Annotated in this window: 15 protein-coding genes and 1 pseudogene; 12 read left to right on the forward strand and 4 right to left on the reverse strand. The window is 59.5% G+C overall.

Annotated elements, in window-relative coordinates; translation table 11 throughout:
• Positions 1-20 precede the first annotated feature (20 nt).
• Together CJF39_RS04965 and dapC are read left to right on the forward strand one after the other, a co-directional pair.
• A complete protein-coding gene (locus tag CJF39_RS04965; RefSeq protein WP_094992427.1) occupies positions 21-2,723 on the forward strand; it encodes a [protein-PII] uridylyltransferase in 2,703 nt (900 codons plus the stop codon).
• Positions 2,724-2,749: 26 nt separating this feature from the next.
• A complete protein-coding gene (gene dapC / locus CJF39_RS04970) occupies positions 2,750-3,949 on the forward strand; it encodes a succinyldiaminopimelate transaminase (protein WP_094992428.1) in 1,200 nt (399 codons plus the stop codon).
• Between the two features lie 57 nt (positions 3,950-4,006).
• Here dapC and CJF39_RS04975 read toward each other — a convergent pair whose 3' ends face one another.
• Positions 4,007-5,653 carry a Na+/H+ antiporter gene (locus CJF39_RS04975; protein WP_094992429.1) on the reverse strand — a complete coding sequence of 549 codons (1,647 nt, stop codon included), beginning with the start codon at positions 5,651-5,653 and terminating at the stop codon, positions 4,007-4,009.
• Between the two features lie 249 nt (positions 5,654-5,902).
• Between CJF39_RS04975 and CJF39_RS04980 the strand changes: the two genes are divergently transcribed.
• The 4 genes from CJF39_RS04980 to CJF39_RS04995 are packed head-to-tail and all read left to right on the forward strand — an operon-like array spanning position 5,903 to position 9,020.
• Positions 5,903-6,265, forward strand: coding sequence for an ArsC family reductase (locus tag CJF39_RS04980; RefSeq protein ID WP_094992430.1), 363 nt, complete (start codon positions 5,903-5,905; stop codon positions 6,263-6,265).
• A gap of 51 nt (positions 6,266-6,316) precedes the next feature.
• The gene (dapD, locus tag CJF39_RS04985) at positions 6,317-7,351 is read left to right on the forward strand and encodes a 2,3,4,5-tetrahydropyridine-2,6-dicarboxylate N-succinyltransferase (RefSeq protein ID WP_094992431.1); all 1,035 of its coding nucleotides are present in this window, start codon (positions 6,317-6,319) and stop codon (positions 7,349-7,351) included.
• Between the two features lie 59 nt (positions 7,352-7,410).
• The gene (locus CJF39_RS04990) at positions 7,411-8,616 is read left to right on the forward strand and encodes an aminotransferase class V-fold PLP-dependent enzyme (RefSeq protein ID WP_094992432.1); all 1,206 of its coding nucleotides are present in this window, start codon (positions 7,411-7,413) and stop codon (positions 8,614-8,616) included.
• Positions 8,613-9,020 (forward strand): SufE family protein, encoded by a 408-nt coding sequence (locus CJF39_RS04995; RefSeq protein WP_094992433.1) that lies wholly within the window; start codon positions 8,613-8,615, stop codon positions 9,018-9,020. Before CJF39_RS04990 ends, CJF39_RS04995 begins: the two co-directional genes overlap by 4 nt.
• Before the next feature lie 103 nt (positions 9,021-9,123).
• Here the strand turns inward: CJF39_RS04995 and tcdA are convergent.
• Positions 9,124-9,918, reverse strand: a pseudogene (gene tcdA / locus CJF39_RS05000) (tRNA cyclic N6-threonylcarbamoyladenosine(37) synthase TcdA); the annotation flags it as partial.
• Between the two features lie 277 nt (positions 9,919-10,195).
• On the opposite strand from tcdA, the gene CJF39_RS05005 reads away from it, so the two are divergent.
• The 4 genes from CJF39_RS05005 (at position 10,196) to CJF39_RS05020 (ending at position 15,348) form a co-directional block, all read left to right on the forward strand.
• A complete protein-coding gene (locus tag CJF39_RS05005; RefSeq protein ID WP_094992434.1) occupies positions 10,196-12,787 on the forward strand; it encodes a glycosyltransferase in 2,592 nt (863 codons plus the stop codon).
• 140 nt (positions 12,788-12,927) lie between these two features.
• Positions 12,928-14,079 carry a succinyl-diaminopimelate desuccinylase gene (dapE, locus tag CJF39_RS05010; protein ID WP_094992435.1) on the forward strand — a complete coding sequence of 384 codons (1,152 nt, stop codon included), beginning with the start codon at positions 12,928-12,930 and terminating at the stop codon, positions 14,077-14,079.
• Positions 14,079-14,888, forward strand: a complete 810-nt coding sequence (locus CJF39_RS05015) for a putative RNA methyltransferase (RefSeq protein WP_094992436.1) — start codon at positions 14,079-14,081, stop codon at positions 14,886-14,888. The genes dapE and CJF39_RS05015 overlap by 1 nt, the downstream gene beginning before the upstream one ends.
• 79 nt (positions 14,889-14,967) lie before the next feature.
• Positions 14,968-15,348, forward strand: coding sequence for a hypothetical protein (locus CJF39_RS05020; RefSeq protein WP_094992437.1), 381 nt, complete (start codon positions 14,968-14,970; stop codon positions 15,346-15,348).
• Positions 15,349-15,465: 117 nt separating this feature from the next.
• On the opposite strand, the gene CJF39_RS05025 is transcribed toward CJF39_RS05020, so the two are convergent.
• Positions 15,466-15,675 carry a cold-shock protein gene (locus CJF39_RS05025; protein WP_094992438.1) on the reverse strand — a complete coding sequence of 70 codons (210 nt, stop codon included), beginning with the start codon at positions 15,673-15,675 and terminating at the stop codon, positions 15,466-15,468.
• A 239-nt stretch (positions 15,676-15,914) separates the two neighbouring features.
• Here CJF39_RS05025 and plsB point away from each other — a divergent pair, with 239 nt between their 5' ends.
• Both plsB and CJF39_RS05035 read left to right on the forward strand, forming a co-directional pair.
• Positions 15,915-18,428, forward strand: a complete 2,514-nt coding sequence (gene plsB / locus CJF39_RS05030) for a glycerol-3-phosphate 1-O-acyltransferase PlsB (protein WP_094992439.1) — start codon at positions 15,915-15,917, stop codon at positions 18,426-18,428.
• Between the two features lie 93 nt (positions 18,429-18,521).
• Positions 18,522-18,923, forward strand: a complete 402-nt coding sequence (locus CJF39_RS05035) for a YbaY family lipoprotein (protein WP_094992440.1) — start codon at positions 18,522-18,524, stop codon at positions 18,921-18,923.
• A 56-nt stretch (positions 18,924-18,979) separates the two neighbouring features.
• Here CJF39_RS05035 and CJF39_RS05040 read toward each other — a convergent pair whose 3' ends face one another.
• Positions 18,980-22,045: an efflux RND transporter permease subunit gene (locus CJF39_RS05040; RefSeq protein WP_094992441.1), complete on the reverse strand. Its 3,066-nt coding sequence runs from the start codon at positions 22,043-22,045 to the stop codon at positions 18,980-18,982.
• Between the last annotated feature and the right edge of the window lies 1 nt (position 22,046).

Genomic DNA, 22,046 nt, shown 5'->3' on the forward strand with positions numbered 1-22,046 from the left:
AGCAATAGGAAAGCCAATCGATGCCGCAGGTGGATCCCGAACTTTTTGACCGTGGCCAGTTCCAGGCCGAGCTGGCATTAAAGGCAAGCCCCATTGCCGCATTCAAAAAGGCGATCCGCCAGGCACGTGAAGTGCTCGACGACCGTTTTCGCAAAGGGCGCGACATTCGTCGCCTGATCGAAGATCGCGCCTGGTTCGTCGACTGCATCCTGAATCAGGCCTGGGATCAGTTCAGCTGGAGCACCGACGCTGACATCGCCCTCGTGGCCGTGGGCGGCTACGGCCGTGGCGAGCTGCACCCCTACTCCGACATTGACCTGCTTATCCTGCTGGATAACGCCGATCACGAAATTTTTCGCGACTCCATTGAGCGCTTTCTGACACTCCTTTGGGACATTGGCCTGGAGGTCGGTCAGAGCGTGCGCTCGGTGGACGAATGCGCCGAGCAGGCGCGGGCCGACCTCACCATCATCACCAATCTGATGGAAAGCCGCACCGTGGCGGGGCCTGAACATTTGCGCCAACGCATGCTGGATGTCACCAGCACCGCGCACATGTGGCCCAGCAAGGATTTCTTCCTGGCCAAGCATGCCGAACAAAAAGCCCGGCATCACAAGTACAACGACACCGAATACAACCTGGAGCCTAACGTCAAAGGCTCACCCGGCGGCCTGCGCGACATCCAGACCATCTTGTGGGTAGCACGGCGCCAATACGGCACCCTGAGCCTGCGCGCACTGGCCGGGCAGGGATTTCTGGTGGAGAGCGAGCACGCCCTGCTCGCCTCCTCCCAAGAGTTTTTATGGAAGGTTCGCTACGCCCTGCACATGCTGGCCGGGCGCGCCGAAGACCGCCTGCTGTTCGACCACCAGCGCAGCATCGCTGAACTGCTGGGTTTTACCGGCGATGACACCAAGCACCTCATCGAAAACTTCATGCAACAGTATTACCGGGTGGTCATGAGCATCGCGCAGCTCAGCGACTTGATCATCCAGCACTTCGAAGAGGTGATTCTCGCCCCTGACGACGAAGCGCCGCCGACCCCTATCAACTCGCGCTTCCAGCTGCATGACGGCTATATCGAAGCCACCAGCGACAACGTGTTCAAACGCACACCGCTCGCCATGCTGGAAATCTTCCTGCTAATGGCCCAACGCCCGGAAATCAAGGGCGTGCGCGCCGATACGATTCGTCTGCTGCGTGAACACCGCTACCTGATCGACGATGATTTCCGTAACGACATCCGCAACACCAGCCTGTTTATCGAGTTGTTCAAATGCAAAATCGGCATTCACCGCAACCTGCGACGAATGAACCGCTACGGTATTCTCGGACGCTACTTGCCTGAATTCGGCTTTATCGTCGGCCAGATGCAGCACGACCTGTTCCACATCTACACCGTCGACGCCCACACGCTTAACCTGATCAAACACCTGCGCAAATTGCAGTACACCCAGGTGTCCGACAAGTTTCCGCTGGCCAGCAAGTTGATGGCCAAGCTGCCGAAACCAGAACTCATTTACCTGGCAGGCCTTTACCACGACATCGGCAAAGGCCGCCACGGCGACCATTCCGAGATTGGCGCCGTGGATGCCGAAGCCTTTTGCATCCGCCATCAACTCCCGCAGTGGGACACGCGCCTGATCGTGTGGCTGGTGCAAAACCACCTGGTGATGTCGACCACCGCCCAGCGCAAAGATCTGTCCGACCCGCAAGTGATCCACGATTTCGCCCAGACGGTCATCGACGAAACCCACCTCGACTACCTGTATGTGTTGACCGTAGCCGACATCAACGCGACCAATCCGACGCTATGGAACTCGTGGCGGGCCAGCTTGTTGCGCCAGCTCTACACCGAGACCAAGCGCGCTTTGCGGCGCGGGCTGGAAAACCCGGTCGACCGCGAAGAGCAGATCCGCCAGACCCAAAGCGCCGCGCTCGACACGTTGGTGCGCAATGGCAACGATCAGGACGATGTCGAGCAGCTCTGGTCGCAGTTGGGGGATGACTATTTTCTGCGCCACACCTCCTCCGATGTGGCATGGCACACCGAGGCCATCTTGCAACAACCGGCAGACGGCGGCCCGCTGGTGCTGATCAAGGAAACCACCCAGCGCGACTTCGAAGGTGGCACGCAGATATTCATCTACGCCCCCGACCAGCACGATTTCTTCGCCGTGACGGTGGCGGCGATGGACCAACTCAACCTGAACATCCACGACGCGCGCATCATCACCTCCAGCAGCCAGTTCACCCTCGACACCTACATCGTGCTCGATAACGATGGCGACTCGATTGGCAACAACCCCGAGCGCATCGAAAAGATCCGCAAGGGCCTGACCGAAGCCCTGCGCAACCCGGATGACTACCCGACCATCATCCAGCGCCGCGTACCGCGCCAGCTCAAGCATTTTGCCTTCGCGCCGCAGGTAACGATCCATAACGATGCACAACGCCCCGTAACGGTGCTCGAACTCAGCGCTCCCGACCGGCCCGGGTTACTGGCACGCATCGGCATGATCTTCCTGGAATTCGATCTTTCCCTGCAAAACGCCAAGATCGCCACCTTGGGCGAGCGCGTCGAAGACGTTTTTTTCATTACCGATGAGAACAACCAACCCTTGTCTGACCCACAACTGTGCATACGGCTGCAGGAAGCAATCGTCGAGCAATTAACGGTCAATAAAGATTCCGCCCCAGAACCGTGGCGCCTGAGCATTTAAGCGCCGCCGAGTGAGATCCGCACCCGATGAACAACGCTCTGAACCAGTTGCAGCCTTACCCGTTCGAAAAATTGCGCGCCTTGCTGGGCAGCGTGCAGCCCAATGCCGACAAGCGCCCGATTGCGTTATCGATTGGCGAGCCGAAACACCGCTCCCCCGATTTCGTGGCCAAAGCCCTGGCTGACAACCTTGACCAGATGGCGGTCTACCCGACCACATTGGGCATCCCGGCCCTGCGCGAGTCCATTGCCCACTGGGCCGAGCGCCGTTTCAACGTGCCCGCGGGCTGGCTCGACCCGGCGCGCAACATCTTGCCGGTTAACGGCACCCGCGAAGCACTGTTCGCCTTCACTCAAACCGTGGTCAACCGTGGCGACGACGCGCTGGTCATCAGCCCGAACCCGTTCTACCAGATCTACGAAGGCGCCGCCTTTCTGGCCGGGGCCACGCCGCACTACCTGCCATGCCTGGCTGAACACGGCTTCAATCCCGATTTCGACGCCGTTTCGGCCGACACGTGGCAGCGTTGCCAGATCCTGTTCCTTTGCTCACCTGGCAATCCGACAGGCGCACTGATCCCGCTTGAAACCTTGAAAAAGCTGATTGCGCTGGCCGATGAACACGACTTCGTGATTGCCGCCGACGAGTGCTACAGCGAACTCTATTTCGACGAAACCACCCCGCCAGTCGGCCTGCTCAGCGCCTGCGTGGCCTTGGGTCGTGAGGATTTCAAACGGTGCGTGGTGTTCCACAGTTTGTCCAAGCGCTCTAACCTGCCAGGGCTGCGGTCCGGTTTCGTCGCAGGCGATGCCCAAATCCTCAAGGCGTTCTTGCTGTATCGCACCTACCACGGCTGCGCCATGCCGGTTCAGACCCAACTGGCCAGTATTGCTGCCTGGAACGATGAAGCCCACGTGCGCACCAACCGCGACCTGTACCGCGAAAAATTTGACGCGGTGCTGGAGATTCTGAGCCCGGTCATGGATGTACAGCGCCCGGATGGCGGCTTTTATCTGTGGCCGAGCATTGAAGGCGACGATGCTGCGTTCTGCCGCGACCTGTTTGCCGAAGAGCACGTGACCGTAGTGCCAGGTTCGTACCTGTCACGCGAAGTCGATGGTTTCAACCCGGGCGCAGGCCGCGTGCGCATGGCACTGGTGGCCCCCTTGGCTGAATGCGTGGAAGCCGCAGGACGGATTCGCGCGTTTATTGAACGCCGCACCTAATGCTTTGAATCTGCAGGAGCGAGCATGTTCGCTCCTGCACTCAGGCACACGCACTGCTTACTTTACGGTCCCCAGATTCGCTTCACTCAAGTCCAGGTCACGCAGGATTTCGCTAAGCACTTCATCGCCAATTTCGTGATGACGACGCAGGCTGTAAAGCTCCAGACGCTGCGCCCTGAGCGCTTTAAGGCGCAAGCGCCCTTCCAGATCATCCATCTTCGATGCCAAGGCCTGGGCCTCTGCAGAATCATTGAAGACGTCAAGCTGATGCCGGTATTCAGACATGATCCGCGCCTTCAACTCAGCAGCCAACGCTGCCTGGGCAGCATCCGGCGGATCGTTAGGATCAATCACCTCTTCGGTCTCCAGGGCATGGATGGCCGCCTCTGCCGTACGGCGCCACGCCTCACGCACCTCATTGCGCATTGCGTCATCCGAGCTGCGGGCGATCCCGCGCAACAATAACGGCAAGGCAATACAGGCCACGATCAACGAGAGCAAAATCACACCGGCCGCAATGAAGATCAGCAGCTCACGCTCGGGGAAATCAAGGCCCTCATTGAGCAGCAAGGGGATCGACATCACACCCGCCAGCGTCACCGCCCCGCGCACACCGCCCACGGTCAGGATCCAGCAGGAGCGTGCAGTCGGCACCATCGTCAACTCTTCCTTACCGCGCCAGCGTCGCAGCAAACCTGACAAGCGCCAGATGCTCTGCACCCAGATAAAACGCAGCGCGATCAGGACCAGGAAAATCACCACCACATCCAGGATGCGATACATCAGCGTGGGCCAGAGGTGGGTTTCCAGCCTGACAACCGCCTTGATGATGTCGGGCAGTTGCAGACCCAGCAGCAAAAAAATCAGCCCGTTAAACGCAAACTCCAATAAGCCCCACACGCTGCGGTTCAGTAACCGGGTACTGGTTTGACGCGGCAACAAGTCCAGCCAGCTCTGCATCATCCCCGCCGCGACCGCCGACAAAATACCTGACGCACCCAGACGCTCGGCCAGTACGTACGCGGCAAAGGGCAACAACAGCATAAATACAACATGCGTCGCAGGGTCATCCCAGCCGCGAGCAATCATCCACGAGCGCATGCGCCCGACTACCCAGCTCAATGCCACACCGATGGCCAGGCCGCCACAGGCCACCAACATGAAAGTCACACTGGCATTGGCCAGCGAAAACACGCCTGTAATCGCAGCTGCCAACGCGAACTTGAACGTAACCAGACCTGTTGCGTCATTCATCAACGCTTCGCCTTGCAGCATATGCATCAAGGGCGCCGGCAAGCGGTTTTGCGCAATGGCTGAAACCGCCACCGCATCAGTCGGGGACAGGACAGCGGCGAGCGCGAACGCAACAGGTAACGGAATAGTCGGCAGCAGCCAGTGAATGAAATACCCCGCCCCCACCACCGTAAATAAAACCAGACCGACGGCCAGCGTCAGGATCGGCCCTCGCAAGCGCCAGAACTCGCGCTTGGGGATGCGCCAGCCATCCGAGAACAACAACGGCGGCAAGAACAGAAACAGGAACAGCTCCGGGTCCAGCGCCACGTGCAGCCCCAACGTCGGCCAAGCCAGCAAGGCGCCGGCAGCGATTTGCACCAAGGGCAACGGCAACGGGATCAAACGCCCCAATAGACGCGAGACACCCACCAGCATCAGCAGGATGAGGACGGTATAGGCGGTTTGCATATCAGCAGGGTTCCCGAACAAGCCGTTTTAAACAAAACAGCTTTTAACTAAACATAAGTGGCAACACTTTTCCATCAAGAGCCATAGTAGCCTTTAACCACTAACTCTGACCGCTGAACAAAAGTCGCAATGGCCTGATGACATGTCACATCACTGTGGCAACCTCTACGGCTGGCGCATCCGGCGCGCCGGTCGTGGCATAATCCGCGACCGCTCATTTTCCGCATCTCCAAAGGAGGGGCAATTTCCGTGACCGATTCGAGCAAGACGTTGCACCTTTTTGGCATCAAGGCCTGCGACACCATGAAAAAGGCTCGCACCTGGCTGGATGAACATGGGGTGCCATACGATTTTCACGACTACAAAAGCAGCGGCATCGACCGTGATCACCTGAACCAGTGGTGCAACGAGCACGGCTGGCAGGTGGTGCTCAACCGGGCAGGTACAACCTTTCGCAAACTCGACGACGAACACAAAGCCGATCTCGACCAAGCCAAAGCCGTTGAACTGATGCTCGCCCAACCCTCGATGATCAAGCGCCCGGTGCTCGATCTCGGAGACAAAACCCTGATTGGCTTCAAGCCAGATCTTTATGCGGCGGCCCTTCTTTAAAAGGCTTAAAGGCCACGGACCCGCCCATTTATTTTTGTAAGAGGTAATTGCATGTCTACTACCCTGTTCAGCGCAGCCTTCGGCGTCGGCACCCAAAACCGTCAAGGCGCATGGCTGGAAGTGTTCTACGCACAGCCCCTGCTCAACCCGTCGGCCGAGCTGATCGCCGCCATCGCCCCGATCCTGGGCTACACCGGCGGCAATCAGGCAATCACCTTCACCACGGCCCAGGCCGCCCAGATGGCTGAAGCCGCCAAACCTGTGGACGCGGCCCAGGCAGCCCTGCTGACCCGTCTGGCTGAAAGCCACAAGCCGCTGGTCGCCACGTTGCTGGCCGAAGACGCTGCCCTGACCTCCACCCCAGAGGCATACCTCAAGCTGCACTTGTTGTCGCACCGCCTGGTCAAGCCCCACGGCCTGAGCCTGGCGGGTGTGTTCCCGCTGCTGCCAAACGTCGCCTGGACCAGCCAGGGTGCCATCGACCTGAGCGAGCTGGCTGAGCGTCAACTCGAAGCCCGCCTGCGTGGCGAGCTGCTGGAAGTATTCTCGGTCGACAAGTTCCCGAAAATGACCGACTACGTTGTTCCGGCTGGCGTGCGCATCGCTGACGCGGCCCGTCTGCGTCTGGGTGCTTACATCGGGGAAGGCACCACCGTGATGCACGAAGGTTTCGTTAACTTCAACGCTGGCACTGAAGGCCCGGGCATGATCGAAGGCCGTGTATCGGCAGGCGTATTCGTCGGCAAGGGCTCGGACCTGGGCGGCGGCTGCTCGACCATGGGCACCCTGTCGGGCGGTGGCAACATCGTGATCAAGGTCGGCGAAGGCTGCTTGATCGGCGCCAACGCCGGTATCGGCATCCCGCTGGGCGACCGCAACACAGTGGAATCTGGCCTGTACGTGACCGCTGGCACCAAAGTGGCCTTGCTGGACGAACATAACCAACTGGTCAAAGTGGTCAAGGCGCGTGAACTGGCCGGTCAACCTGACCTGCTGTTCCGTCGTAACTCCGAAACCGGCGCTGTGGAATGCAAAACCCACAAGTCGGCCATCGAGCTGAATGAAGCCCTGCACGCTCACAACTAAGCGTCTGTCTGCCACTGACGGGGCCGGCTTCCGGCCTCGTCAACTGAGCCCTGAACACCATGTTTTTGTCTTCTCCCTGGCGGGCTGACTTTCCGGCCATCGCCGCCTTGCAGCGTCAAGACCAGACCTATCTGGACAACGCTGCTACCACACAAAAACCCCAGGCCCTGCTCGACGCACTGACGCACTACTACGCCAGTGGCGCCGCCAATGTGCACCGGGCCCAACATTTACCGGGCGCCCACGCAACCCAGGCGTTCGAAAACAGCCGTACAAAAGTCGCTAACTGGCTGAACGCCAGCGACTGCGGCACCGTGGTTTTCACCCACGGCGCGACCTCGGCACTGAACCTGCTGGCCTATGGGCTGGAACATCAATTTGCAGCGGGCGATGAAATCGTCATCAGCGCCCTTGAACACCACGCCAACCTGCTGCCGTGGCAACAGCTGGCCCAGCGCAAGCACCTCAAACTGGTGATTTTGCCGCTCAACGACGACGGCATCATTGACCTGCAAGCCGCCGCCGAACTAATCACCCCGCGCACCCGCCTGCTGGCCGTCAGCCAGCTGTCCAACGTCCTTGGCGTATGGCAGCCCTTGCCTGCCTTGCTGTCACTGGCCAGGGCACAGAATGCGCTGACCGTGGTCGATGGCGCACAGGGCGTGGTGCACGGTCGGCACGATGTGCAGGCGCTGGGTTGCGACTTCTATGTTTTCTCCAGCCATAAGCTCTATGGCCCGGACGGGCTGGGCGTGCTCTTCGGGCGCCATGACGCCTTTGCCCGCCTGCGGCACTGGCAATTGGGTGGCGAGATGGTGCAAGACGCCGACTACCACCACGCAACCTTCCGCCCGGCGCCCTTGGGTTTTGAAGCGGGCACCCCGCCGATTGCCAGCGTGATCGGCCTGGGCGCGACCTTAAGTTATCTGGCAAGCCTGGATCAGCGGGCCGTTGACGCTCACGAAGCCGCCTTGCACGCCCTGCTGGTAGAAGGCCTGAAGCAGCGCAAGGGCGTTCGCCTGCTGGGCAACCCGCAACTGGCACTCGTCAGTTTCGTGGTGGATGGGGTGCACAACGCCGATCTGGCGCATTTGCTCACCGAACAAGGGATAGCAGTCCGCGCTGGCCATCACTGCGCAATGCCACTCCTTAAAAGCATGGGTTTGGCAGGCGCCATTCGCGTCTCGCTGGCGCTGTACAACGATTCTGAAGACCTGGAGAGATTCTTCGTCGCGCTGGATCAGGCACTGGAGTTACTGCGATGACCTTACCCGCAGACGCGCAAGCGGCGCTCGACAGCTTTGAACAGTGTTCGGGCTGGGAGCAGCGCGCCCGCTTGCTGATGCAATGGGGCCAGCATCTGCCTGCGCTGGATGAGCACGCCAAGACAGATGCCAATCGCGTGCACGGCTGCGAAAGCCAGGTATGGCTGGTCGGTGAACTGAAAGACGGTCACTGGCAGTTTGCCGCCAGCAGCGATGCTCGCTTGATTCGCGGGCTGGTGGCACTGCTGCTGACGCGGGTTAACGGCTTGACGGGCGAAGAACTCAAACACGTGGATTTACCCGCCTGGTTCGAACAGTTGGGCCTAAGCCGTCAACTGTCCCCATCGCGCAGCAACGGCCTGAACGCCGTGTTACAGCGGATGCGGGAACTGGCGCTCAGCTAACAGCCCCGCAGCCCGGTCAGGCTGCCGGTTTTTCTGAGTTCACACCGTCAGACGCCGCTGCCGGTGGGAGCGGGTCAGGCTGAATACTCTGTTGATGCTTCAGCTTTTCTGAGGGGCGACGCACCCCCGCCACGATTTTGTCCACCGCCTTGGTGGCCGCGACCATGCCGAAGGTCGCTGTCACCATCATCACCGCGCCGAACCCACCAGCACAGTCCAGCTTGACGCCATCCCCGACAAAACTTTTCTGCAAGCAAATGCTGCCATCCGGCTTGGGATAGCGCAGTTGCTCAGTCGAGAACACACAGGGCACGCTGTAGTGACGGGTCACCGTGCGCGAGAACCCGTAATCGCGACGCAAGGTGGAGCGCACTTTTGAGGCCAGCGGATCGTTGAAAGTACGGTTCAGGTCGCACACTTGAATCAACGTAGGGTCGATTTGCCCGCCCGCACCACCGGTGGTGATGATCTGAATCTTGCGGCGCTTGCACCAGGCAATCAGCGCCGCTTTCGCATTCACGCTGTCAATACAGTCGATCACGCAATCGATGTCCGGGGTGATGTACTCGGCCATGGTTTCACGGGTCACGAAATCAGCCACCGCATGCACCGTGCACGCAGGGTTGATCTCACGCAGGCGCTCGGCCATCACCTCGACTTTGTCCCGACCAACGGTCGAGCTCAAAGCATGCAGTTGCCGATTGATATTGCTGACGCACACGTCATCAAGGTCGAAGAGCGAAATTTCACCCACGCCGCAGCGGGCGATGGCTTCGGCTGCCCACGAACCGACACCGCCCACGCCCACGATTGCCACATGGGCACAGCGCAGCCGATCCATGCCTTCCAGACCATACAACCGGGCGACACCGGCAAACCGCGGATCTTCTGTACTCATAACCACCACCCCAAAAACCGGCGCGCATTATAGGGGTGTCTTGCGACGCTTGAGTACATTTCCTACAAGACTTCCGACTAAGCCTGCTTTAATAACCTACTAAGCAACAAGATAAGAGCTACAAGTAATAAAGAAAGAACTTAAGTCGACTATCGCTGCCAAATGCCCAACCTTTCGCCGCCTGCTGTACGCCCAGTGAAAACGCAGTGTAGGATGCGCGCCGTTTGGCACCTGCCGACCGATCTTCGTTCCACTCCCTTTGGAACCCGAAATAGTTATGTCATCGCGTAAATTTGGACTCAATCTGGTGGTGGTTCTGGCCATTGCCGCACTCTTCACCGGCTTCTGGGCGCTTATCAATCGCCCGGTCTCTGCGCCCAACTGGCCCGAGCAAATCTCCGGTTTTTCGTACTCGCCGTTTCAACAAGGCCAGTACCCGCAGAAAGACCAGTACCCGTCCGACGATGAAATGCGTCGCGACCTGGAGATCATGAGCAAGCTGACCGACAACATTCGTACCTATTCGGTCGACGGCACGTTGGGGGACATCCCCAAGCTGGCGGAAGAGTTCGGTTTGCGGGTCACGATCGGTATCTGGATCAGCCCTGACAAAGAGCGCAATGAGCGCGAAATCCAAAAAGCCATCGAACTGGCCAACAACTCACGCAGCGTTGTACGCGTGGTGGTCGGCAACGAAGCCCTGTTCCGTGAAGAGATCACCCCCGAAGAGCTGATCGTGCTGCTCGACCGGGTGCGCGCAGCCGTCAAAGTGCCCGTGACCACGTCCGAGCAATGGCACATTTGGGAGAAATACCCGCAACTGGCCAAGCACGTAGACTTGATTGCCGCGCACATCCTGCCGTACTGGGAATTTATCCCGGTGGACAAGGCCGGTGAATTCGTACTGGACCGTGCCCGGGACCTGAAAAAGCTGTTCCCGAAAAAACCATTGCTGCTGTCGGAAGTTGGCTGGCCAAGCAACGGCCGCATGCGCGGCGGTGCAGATGCCAGCCCGGCCGATCAGGCCATTTACCTGCGTAACCTGGTCAACACCCTGAACCGCCGGGGCTACAACTATTTCGTCATCGAAGCGTTCGACCAGCCGTGGAAGGCCAGTGACGAAGGCTCTGTGGGCGCCTACTGGGGCGTGTACAACGCCGCCCGCCAGCAGAAATTCAACTTCGAAGGTCCGGTCGTGGCGATCCCGCAATGGCGCGTCCTGGCCATTGGCTCGGTGGTCATGGGCCTGCTGTCGCTCGCGCTGTTGCTGATTGATGGCTCGGCGTTGCGCCAGCGTGGTCGCACCTTCCTGACGTTCACCGCGTTCCTGTGCGGGTCGGTACTGGTGTGGATCGGTTATGACTACAGCCAGCAATACAGCACCTGGTTCAGCCTTACCGTGGGTTTCCTGCTCGGGCTCGGTGCCCTCGGGGTGTTTATCGTGCTGCTGACCGAAGCGCACGAACTGGCGGAAGCCGTGTGGATTCGCAAGAGGCGCAGGGAATTCTTACCGGTCGAGAGCGACGATGCTTACCGACCCAAGGTCTCTATTCACGTGCCGTGCTACAACGAGCCGCCCGCGATGGTGAAACAGACCCTCGACGCGCTGGCCAACCTCGATTACCCGGACTTCGAAGTGTTGATCATCGACAACAACACCAAGGACCCGGCGGTCTGGGAACCGGTCCGTGACTACTGCGCCACCCTAGGCCCGCGCTTCAAGTTCTTCCACGTGGCCCCGCTCGCCGGCTTCAAAGGGGGCGCGTTGAACTACCTGATCCCGCACACCGCGCCGGACGCCGAAGTCATCGCCGTCATCGATTCCGATTACTGTGTGGACCGTAACTGGCTCAAACACATGGTGCCGCACTTCGCCGATCCGAAAATCGCTATCGTGCAGTCACCGCAGGACTACCGCGATCAGACTGAAAGCACCTTCAAAAAGCTCTGCTACTCCGAGTACAAAGGGTTCTTCCACATCGGCATGGTGACCCGTAACGACCGCGACGCGATCATCCAGCACGGCACCATGACCATGACCCGCCGCTCAGTGCTCGAAGAACTGGGCTGGGCCGACTGGTGTATTTGTGAAGATGCCGAGCTGGGCCTGCGGGTATTCGAAAAAGGCTATTCCGCTGCCTATTCCCACAACAGCTACGGCAAAGGGCTGATGCCCGATACCTTCATCGACTTCAAGAAACAGCGATTCCGCTGGGCCTACGGAGCGATCCAGATCATCAAGCGCCACGCTGCCAGCCTGCTGTGGGGCAAGGGGTCTCAACTGACCCGGGGGCAGCGTTATCACTTCCTCGCGGGCTGGTTGCCGTGGGTGGCTGACGGCATGAATATTTTCTTCACCGTCGGCGCCCTGTTGTGGTCGGCAGCGATGATCATCGTACCGACACGCGTCGACCCGCCGTTGCTGATTTTTGCCATCCCGCCGCTGGCGCTGTTTGTGTTCAAGGTCGGCAAGATCATCTTCCTGTACCGCCGCGCCGTGGGGGTCAACCTCAAGGATGCATTTGCCGCAGCACTGGCCGGATTGGCGTTATCGCACACCATCGCCAAAGCGGTGCTGTACGGATTTTTCACCACCAGCATTCCGTTTTTCCGTACCCCCAAGAACGCCGACAACCACGGCTTCTGGGTGGCGATCTCGGAAGCACGGGAAGAAGTGTTCATCATGCTGCTGCTCTGGGGCGCCGCGGTCGGGATCTTTTTCGTCCAGGGGCTGCCAAGCAACGACATGCGTTTCTGGGTGGTGATGTTGCTGGTGCAATCGCTGCCGTATCTGGCGGCTCTGGTGATGGCCTTTATGTCCTCTCTGCCAAAACCGGTGGAAGCGTCTGAAGAACTGCCTGCTGCATAAATTGACAGCAACCACTAAACGGCGGCCTCTGGTCGCCGTTTTGCTTTAAGATAACCGCCCTTTGGCGCCAGCCCTGCAGGCGCGAGCGTGCTCGCGATCAATCCTGCGCCCTTACACGCCCAGCTTCGGAGTCCACCACCATGACGGCCCACGCCGACCTCTCGCCGACCCTGCAACTTGCTTGCGATCTGATCCGTCGCCCTTCCGTGACGCCAATCGACGCCGATTGCCAGAAGCTGATGATGCAGCGCCTGGGTGATGCCGGTTTCAAACTGGAACCGATGCGTATTGAAGACGTGGACAATTTTTGGGCCACCCACGGCAAACAGGATGGCCCGGTGCTGTGCTTTGCCGGTCACACCGACGTGGTGCCGACCGGCCCGGTGCAAGCCTGGCAGAACGACCCGTTTGATGCGCTGATCGACGAGCACGGCATGCTGTGCGGGCGTGGTGCTGCGGACATGAAAGGCAGCCTGGCCGCCATGCTGGTGGCCGCTGAACGCTTCGTGGCGGATTATCCGGACCACAAGGGGTCAGTCGCTTTTCTGATTACCAGCGACGAAGAAGGCCCGGCTCATCACGGCACTAAAGCCGTGGTTGAGCGTTTTGCTGCGCGCAAAGAGCGTCTGGACTGGTGCATCGTGGGCGAACCGTCGAGCACGACGCTGGTGGGCGACGTGGTTAAAAATGGTCGTCGCGGCTCTCTGGGCGCCAAGCTCACGGTACGCGGCGTTCAAGGTCACGTAGCCTACCCCCACTTGGCGAAAAACCCGATTCACCTGGCCGCCCCGGCATTGGCCGAACTGGCCGCCGAGCACTGGGACAACGGCAACGACTTCTTCCCGCCGACCAGCTTCCAGATCTCCAACCTCAACTCGGGGACTGGCGCGACCAACGTGATTCCCGGCGAACTGGTGGCCGTGTTCAACTTCCGTTTTTCCACCGAGTCCACAGTCGAAGGGTTGCAGCAGCGCGTGGCCGACATTCTCGATAAGCATGGCCTGGACTGGCACATCGAGTGGGCGTTGTCGGGGCTGCCGTTCCTCACCGAACCCGGCGCCCTGCTGGACGCCGTCTCGTCGAGCATCAAGCAAGTCACCGGCCGTGAAACCAAAGCCTCCACCAGCGGCGGCACCTCGGACGGGCGCTTTATTGCCACCCTCGGGACGCAAGTGGTTGAGCTGGGGCCGGTCAACGCGACAATCCACCAGGTCAACGAACGCGTGCTGGCCAGCGACCTCGACGTGCTGACCGAAATCTACTACCAAACCCTGATCAAGTTGCTCGCCTGATGCTCGCCTGCCCTATTTGCTCCGAACCGCTGACGGCGGTCGATAATGGCGTGGTCTGCCCGGCAGGCCATCGTTTTGACCGTGCGCGTCAGGGTTACCTGAACCTGCTGCCGGTGCAGCATAAAAACAGCCGCGACCCCGGTGACAATCAGGCCATGGTTGAAGCGCGTCGCGACTTCCTCAATGCGGGGCATTACGCCCCCGTGGCCAAGCGCCTGGCGGAACTGGCAGCCGAACGCACGCCGCAGCGCTGGCTCGACATCGGTTGTGGCGAGGGGTACTACACCGCCCAAATCGCTGAAGCCTTGCCTCACGCTGATGGCTATGCGCTGGATATTTCCCGCGAAGCCGTTAAACGCGCCTGCAAACGCAACCCGCAGCTGACCTGGCTTATCGCCAGCATGGCCCGCGTGCCGTTGGCAGACGCCAGCTGCCAGTTTTTGGCCAGCGTCTTCAGCCCGCTGGACTGGCTGGAAGCCAAGCGCTTGCTCAGCCCCGGCGGCGGCCTGATGCGTGTAGGCCCGACCCGCGGGCACCTGATGGAGTTGCGCGAGCGCCTGTACGACGAAGTTCGCGATTACACCGACGATAAGCATTTGGCGCTGATTCCCGAAGGCATGCAGCTGCAACACAGTGAAACACTGACATTTGAATTGCACCTGAGCGAGCCGCAGGACCGTGCCAATTTGTTGGCCATGACGCCACACGGCTGGCGCGCCAGTGCCGAACGTCGCGCAGCTGTCATCGAACACCCTGAGCCGTTAATCGTGACCGTGTCCATGCGCTACGATTTTTTCGTGCTTCAATAACCGACTTAACGGCCAAGGGAGCTCCCCTTGGCCCGACTAATCCGCGAGTGGATTTTTCAGACACGCAGTGAGGACATCCATGCGCCAACCCGATATCGAGATTTACCTGAAGGATTCCGACGTTACTTACAAAGACGTCGAAGCCTGGCTGTCAGACGTGCTGGGCGAATGCTCGAAATGGACTAAGAAAGGCAATACCTATAAATGCACGGCGGGCAAAGTGCCTGTGACATGGTTTCCCAAAGCCGTCGGCAAATGGAACAGCCTGCTCCTGGACAGTGACCAAACGCCGTGGGAAGACGACATCGCCTGCGCCAAGGCCGCGTTTGCGGCGCTCAACATCGAAGTGCGTTGCGCACCGGGCAGTTGGGCAGAAGAACAGGGCGAGGCAGACGCTGACCGCTGGATTCGCATCAGCGCAGACGGTGAAGAAGAAATCACCTGGAAAACCGGTTCCTGAAACACTCAAACGCGTAGTGGCTGCTGCAGGGTGTGACAGGCCAGCAGTGCCGAGGTCCGCAACAGCGGAAGTCCTGCGGCCTGTTACCCGGCCTGCAGCAGCGACTACACGTGGCGATTACAGGCCCACCACATCCTCGGCTTGTAGCCCTTTGTCCCCCCTCACCTGGGTGTATTCAACCTGCTGCCCTTCCGCCAGCGAGCGATGGCCTTCGCCGCGAATGGCACGGTAGTGCACAAACACATCAGCGCCACCGTCACACTGAATGAACCCATAGCCTTTGGCGTCGTTGAACCATTTCACATTGCCGGTTAACCGCGTAGTCATACTTGCATCCCCTTATTGTTTTTAATGGGCTTGCTCATTCAGCCCTTCGAGAACTTTCGCTCGAACTTATACTTTGCTGAAAACGTCTTACACTTCTTGGCGAAAGTGCACCGAGTATAAGTCAGCGAGAAAAACACTCAATCAATATTACTTCGCTGCTTTTTTGCCGATTTTCCAGAGATACGGCACACTACGCGACCGAGTAAGCACTCGTTTTAATCCACTCATGCAGAAGCCGTATGACCCGTTCCCCGTTTCGCCGTCTTGTGTTTGGCGCCCTGCGTCGCCTGCTGTACCTATGGGTACGCTCGGAGACCATTAATCAGTCGTCTTTCACCCTGAACCTGGACCGCAGCCGGCCAGTGTTCTACGTCCTGCAATCGCCCTCCATTACCGAACTGGCCGTGGTTGATGCCGAGTGCACCAAGGCGGGCCTGCCGCGCCCGGTGCTGCCGGTGGCCGTCGGGCAGATGGTCGAGCCTGCCGCGTTCTTCTACTTGACGCCCGAGCCCGACTGGCTGGGCCGTCAGGACAAGCGCGGCGCTCCGCCGACCCTCACCCGACTGGTGGACAGCCTGACGCTGCACCCCGGCGAAGATGCGCAAATCATCCCGGTCAGCGTGTTCTGGGGCCAATCCCCCGACAGCGAATCGAGCCCCTGGAAGCTGTTGTTTGCCGACAGCTGGGCCGTCACCGGGCGCCTGCGCCGTTTGCTGCGCATCCTGATTCTGGGCCGCAAGACCCGCGTGCAGTTTTCTGCGCCCATTCACTTGCGCGAACTGGTCGACCACAACAAAGGTCACGAACGCACCGTGCGCATGGCCCAGCGCATCCTGCGGGTGCACTTTCGCAACCTGAAAACCGCTGTGATCGGCCCCGACCTGTCGCACCGTCGCAACCTGGTCAAAGGCCTGATCAACGAACCGGCCGTGCGTCAGGCAATCCTCGATGAAGCGCGGCGTGAAAACATCTCGGTCGATAAAGCCAAGGCCCAGGCGCTGCGTTACGCCAACGAAATCGCCTCCGATTACACCTACACCGCTATCCGCTTTCTGGAAGTGGTGCTGAGCTGGTTCTGGAACAAGATTTACGACGGGATCAAGGTTAACCACATCGAAGGTGTGCAAGACGTCGCGCAAGGTCACGAAATCATCTACGTCCCGTGTCACCGCAGCCACATCGACTATTTGCTGCTGTCCTACTTGCTGTTCCGCAACGGCCTGACCCCACCGCACATCGCGGCCGGGATCAACCTCAACATGCCGGTTATTGGCAGCCTGTTGCGCCGCGGCGGCGCGTTTTTCATGCGCCGCACATTCAAGGGCAACCCGCTGTACACCTCGGTATTCAACGAGTACCTGCACACACTGTTCACCAAAGGCTTCCCGGTGGAGTACTTCGTCGAAGGCGGACGCTCGCGCACCGGGCGCATGCTGCAACCCAAGACCGGCATGCTGGCCATCACCCTGCGCAGCTTCCTGCGCTCGTCGCGCATGCCCATCGTGTTCGTACCGGTGTACATCGGCTACGAGCGGGTGCTTGAAGGCCGTACTTACCTGGGCGAACTGCGCGGGGCGAGCAAGAAGAAAGAGTCGATTTTCGACATTTTCAAAGTCATCGGTGCCCTCAAGCAGCGTTTTGGCCAGGTAGCCGTCAACTTCGGCGAGCCGATCAAACTGGCCGAGTTTCTCGACCATGAGCAGCCAGACTGGCGCCAGCAAGCATTGGGGCCGACGTACCGTCCTGAATGGCTCAACGCCACGACCCATCGTCTGGGTGAGAAAGTGGCACAGCACCTGAACGAAGCAGCCGCGATCAACCCGGTCAATCTGGTGGCGCTGGCGTTGTTGTCTACCAGCAAACTGGCACTGGACGATCGCGCCATGGCGCGGGTGCTGGACCTGTACCTCGCGCTGCTGCGTCGCGTGCCTTATTCACCGCACACCACCTTGCCCGAAGGCGACGGCCGTGCGCTGATTGAGCACGTGAAGGACATGGACCTGCTGTCCGAACAAAGTGATGCGCTGGGTAAAATCCTGTACCTGGATGAGCAAAATGCCGTCCTGATGACCTACTACCGCAACAACGTGTTGCATATCTTTGCCTTGCCGTCGTTGCTGGCCAGTTTCTTCCAAAGCGCTTCGCGCATGACCCGTGAGCAGATTCTGCGTTACACCCGCGCTCTGTATCCGTACCTGCAATCCGAGCTGTTTATCCGCTGGTCGCTGGACGAACTGGACGCCGTGGTCGATCAATGGCTTGAGGCCTTTGTGGAGCAAGGTCTGTTGCGCTTTGAGAATGATGTGTACCTGCGCCCGGCACCGAGTTCGCGGCACTTTGTGTTGCTGACGCTGCTGTCCAAAAGCATCGCCCAAACCCTGCAACGTTTTTACATGGCCATTTCGTTGTTGCTCAACAGCGGCCAAAACACCTTGAGCGCCGAGGAGCTGGAAGACCTGTGCACGATGATGGCTCAACGCCTGTCGATCTTGCATGGCCTCAACGCCCCGGAGTTTTTCGACAAGAGCCTGTTCCGTCACTTTATCCAGACCTTACTGGAAGAAGACGTCCTGCGGCGCGATGCCAATGGCAAGTTGAGCTATCACGAGTTGCTTGGCGAATTGGCCGAAGGCGCTGCCAAACGCGTCTTGCCTGCCGAGATTCGCCTGTCGATCCGTCAAGTGGCACTGCACCGGGCTGAAGACGCCGAAGAGCAGGGTCAACCGCCGCTCTCGCTCGAGAAACACCTTTAAAACGCGGTAAAGCCTGTGTTGATGCCCATGGCGTCACGCAGGCTTGCCCTATTCACCTCATCGTTTTGATGCCTACTGAAAGGAAGCCTCTTTATGAAAAAAGTCCTGATCCTCAGCCTCACAGCCCTGCTGGGCGCATGCAGCTCAATGCACTCAACACCTCAGGCCACCCTCGACGGCGAAGTGTTCTACCTGCAACGCATCGCCCTGCCACCTACCGCCACACTTGAAGTGAGCTTGCAGGATGTGTCGCTGGCCGACGCTCCGGCTGTCACGCTGGCCAAGCAAAGCGGTCCGATCAAGGGCCAAGTCCCGCTGCCGTTCCATTTGACGTATGACCCGGCGAGCGTCAAGCCCGGCCACACCTATGCCATCAGCGCCCGTATTGAAGACAATGGCCAACTGCTCTTCATCAACACGGAACGCAACAGCGTGGACCTCAACGCAAAAACCCTGCAGCCACTGCGTCTGCGCGTCGATCAAGTGGCTCACTGATCAACCCGCGCCAAGACCTGCCGTGCGCAGCGGCAGGTCTTGTGCAGAGACGTTGCTCAGACCTTTTTCACACGGAACCACGCCGCATACAGGGCTGGCAAAAACAGCAAAGTCAGCGCAGTCGCCACGATCAGCCCGCCCATAATCGCCACGGCCATCGGGCCAAAGAACACACTGCGTGACAGCGGGATCATCGCCAGCACCGCCGCCAGCGCAGTCAGCACAATCGGCCGGAACCGGCGTACCGTGGCCTCGATAATCGCCTGCCAGGCATCCAGCCCCGCCGCTTTATCCTGCTCAATCTGGTCCACGAGGATCACCGAGTTGCGCATGATCATCCCCGACAACGCAATCGTCCCCAGCATTGCCACGAACCCGAACGGCTGGTTGAACACCAGCAGGAACAGCGTTACACCGATCAGGCCCAGCGGCGCTGTCAGGAACACCATCGCCATGCGCGAAAAGCTGCGCAGTTGCACCATCAGCAAGGTCAGTACCACCACGATAAACAGTGGCACGCCGGCCTTGACCGAATTCTGGCCGCGCGCAGAGTCCTCTACCGTACCGCCCACTTCCAGCAAGTAACCGTCCGGCAACTCAGCCCGCACATTTTCAAGTGTGGGAAGAATCTGCTGCACCAGGGTCGCCGGTTGTTCCTTGCCATAAATGTCGGCGCGCACGGTGACGTTGGGCAGACGGTTGCGGTGCCAGATGATGCCTTCCTCGAAGCCATATTCCAACGTCGCGATCTGCGACAAGGCGACGCTCTGGCCGTTATCCGTGGGCACCGCCAAACTCGGCAGCGACGTCAGTTCCGTGCGCTCATGGGGCGTACCGCGCAACAGGATTTCAATCAACTCGTTGTCTTCCCGGTATTGGCTGACCGTCGAGCCCAACAGCGTGCTTTGCAGAAAGCGCGACAGGTTCGCAGTACTCACGCCCAAGGCCCGTGCGCGGTCCTGATCGACGTTCAGGTACACGACCTTGCTCGGCTCTTCCCAGTCCAGGTGCACGTTAACCACATGCGGATTTTCACGCACCTTGGCCGCCACTTTACGCGCCAGCGCCCGCACTTCTTCAATGTGCTCACCGGTCACGCGGAACTGCACCGGGTAACCCACGGGTGGCCCGTTTTCCAGGCGGGTGACCCGCGAACGTACCGTCGGGAACTGTTCGTTGAGCGTGTCAATCAGCCAGGTGCGCAAGCGCTCGCGGTCTTCAATGGTCTGTGCCAGCACCACAAATTGCGCAAAGCTGGCCGCGGGCAGTTGCTGGTCCAGCGGCAAGTAATAACGCGGTGAGCCTGTTCCGGCGTAAGCCACGTAATTGACAATGCCGGGATGGCCTTTGAGCAAGGTTTCCAGGCGCTGCACCTGTTCGGTGGTATTGCTCAGCGACGCGCCTTCAGCCAGCTTCAGGTCCACCATCAGCTCCAGACGGCTGGAGGCCGGGAAGAACTGTTGCGGTACGAACTTGAACAGCACGACTGAGCCCATGAACAGCACCACCGTCAGGGCAATCACGGTTTTGCGGCGGCGCACGCACCACTCCACCAGGCGCCGGATACGTTGGTAAAACGGTGTGCCGTACGGGTCGGGAGCACGCTCGCCCGCGCCATGTCTGGCAGCATGACGCTTCGCCAGGTCAGGGAGCAGCAACGCCCCCAAATAAGGTACAAACACCACGGCCGCGATCCACGACGCCAGCAACGCTATGGTCACCACCTGAAAAATCGAACGCGTGTATTCCCCGGTACTGGACTGCGCCATGGCAATCGGCAGAAAGCCCGCCGCTGTAATCAGCGTGCCGGTCAGCATCGGGAAAGCCGTACTGGTCCAGGCAAAACTCGCCGCCTTGAACCGGTCGTAACCTTGCTCCATTTTGATGGCCATCATTTCAACGGCGATGATGGCATCGTCCACCAGCAAACCCAGCGCCAATACCAAGGCCCCGAGCGAAATCTTGTGTAGACCGATACCGAAGTAATGCAGGGCTGCAAACGTCATGGCCAGCACCAGCGGGATGGTCAGCGCCACCACCATGCCGGTGCGTACGCCCAATGAAAAGAAACTCACCAGCAACACAATCACCAGCGCCTCGACCAACACCTGCACGAATTCCCCCACGCTGGTTTTAACCGCTGCGGGCTGATCCGAGACTTTGCTCAACTGCAAGCCGGCTGGCAGGTTTTTCTGGATTCGGGAAAACTCGGCCTCCAGCGCCTTGCCCAGCACCAGAATGTCGCCGCCGTCTTTCATCGCCACGGCCAGACCAATCGCGTCCTGGCCCATGAAGCGCATGCGCGGTGCGGGTGGATCATTGAACCCACGACGCACATCCGCCACGTCCTCGATGCGCAAGGTGCGTTCGCCCACACGTATAGGGAAACGCTCGATCTCTTCTACCGTTTTGAAATTACCGCTGACCCGCAGCTGCACGCGCTCGGTCGGGGTTTCAAAAAAACCGGCGGTTGAGACCGCATTTTGTTCTTCCAGTGCTTTTTGTACCGCTTCCAGCGGCAACCCCAGCGTGGCCAGTTTGAGGTTTGAGAGTTCGATCCAGATTTTTTCGTCCTGCAAGCCGAGCAGTTCGACCTTGCCTACATCTTTTACCCGTTGCAGCTGGATCTGGATGCGATCGGCGTAGTCCTTGAGCACCGCGTAGTCGTAACCTTCGCCGCTAAGGCTGTAGATATTGCCGAATGTGGTACCGAATTCGTCGTTGAAAAACGGCCCCTGAATCCCCGGCGGCAAGCTGTGCCGAATGTCGCTGATCTTTTTTCGAACCTGATACCACAGCTCGGGGATTTCGTTGGAGTGCATGGAGTCTCGGGCCATGAACGTCACTTGCGACTCGCCGGGGCGCGAGAACGAAACAATGCGCTCGTACTCCCCGGTTTCCATCAGCTTCTTTTCGATGCGCTCAGTGACCTGACGCGACACTTCTTCAGCCGTGGCGCCCGGCCACAATGTTCGAATGACCATGGCCTTGAAGGTGAACGGAGGGTCTTCACTCTGGCCTAATTTGGTGTAAGAAAGCCCGCCGACGATGGCCAGCAGCAACATTAAAAACAGCACGATCTGACGATTACGCAACGCCCACGCCGAGAGGTTAAAGCCCATG

The organism is Pseudomonas lundensis (assembly GCF_002269125.1).
Taxonomy (GTDB): Bacteria; Pseudomonadota; Gammaproteobacteria; order Pseudomonadales; family Pseudomonadaceae; genus Aquipseudomonas; species Aquipseudomonas lundensis_A.

Excerpts from the sequence above, each read along its gene's own strand:
- CJF39_RS04965 (WP_094992427.1), top strand. The coding sequence starts at position 21 with ATGCCGCAGGTGGATCCCGAACTTTTTGACCGTGGCCAGTTCCAGGCC.
- dapC (WP_094992428.1), top strand. The coding sequence starts at position 2,750 with ATGAACAACGCTCTGAACCAGTTGCAGCCTTACCCGTTCGAAAAATTG.
- CJF39_RS04975 (WP_094992429.1), bottom strand. The coding sequence starts at position 5,653 with ATGCAAACCGCCTATACCGTCCTCATCCTGCTGATGCTGGTGGGTGTC.
- dapD (WP_094992431.1), top strand. The coding sequence starts at position 6,317 with ATGTCTACTACCCTGTTCAGCGCAGCCTTCGGCGTCGGCACCCAAAAC.
- CJF39_RS04990 (WP_094992432.1), top strand. The coding sequence starts at position 7,411 with ATGTTTTTGTCTTCTCCCTGGCGGGCTGACTTTCCGGCCATCGCCGCC.
- CJF39_RS04995 (WP_094992433.1), top strand. The coding sequence starts at position 8,613 with ATGACCTTACCCGCAGACGCGCAAGCGGCGCTCGACAGCTTTGAACAG.
- CJF39_RS05005 (WP_094992434.1), top strand. The coding sequence starts at position 10,196 with ATGTCATCGCGTAAATTTGGACTCAATCTGGTGGTGGTTCTGGCCATT.
- dapE (WP_094992435.1), top strand. The coding sequence starts at position 12,928 with ATGACGGCCCACGCCGACCTCTCGCCGACCCTGCAACTTGCTTGCGAT.
- CJF39_RS05015 (WP_094992436.1), top strand. The coding sequence starts at position 14,079 with ATGCTCGCCTGCCCTATTTGCTCCGAACCGCTGACGGCGGTCGATAAT.
- CJF39_RS05020 (WP_094992437.1), top strand. The coding sequence starts at position 14,968 with ATGCGCCAACCCGATATCGAGATTTACCTGAAGGATTCCGACGTTACT.
- CJF39_RS05025 (WP_094992438.1), bottom strand. The coding sequence starts at position 15,675 with ATGACTACGCGGTTAACCGGCAATGTGAAATGGTTCAACGACGCCAAA.
- plsB (WP_094992439.1), top strand. The coding sequence starts at position 15,915 with ATGACCCGTTCCCCGTTTCGCCGTCTTGTGTTTGGCGCCCTGCGTCGC.
- CJF39_RS05035 (WP_094992440.1), top strand. The coding sequence starts at position 18,522 with ATGAAAAAAGTCCTGATCCTCAGCCTCACAGCCCTGCTGGGCGCATGC.
- CJF39_RS05040 (WP_094992441.1), bottom strand. The coding sequence starts at position 22,045 with ATGGGCTTTAACCTCTCGGCGTGGGCGTTGCGTAATCGTCAGATCGTG.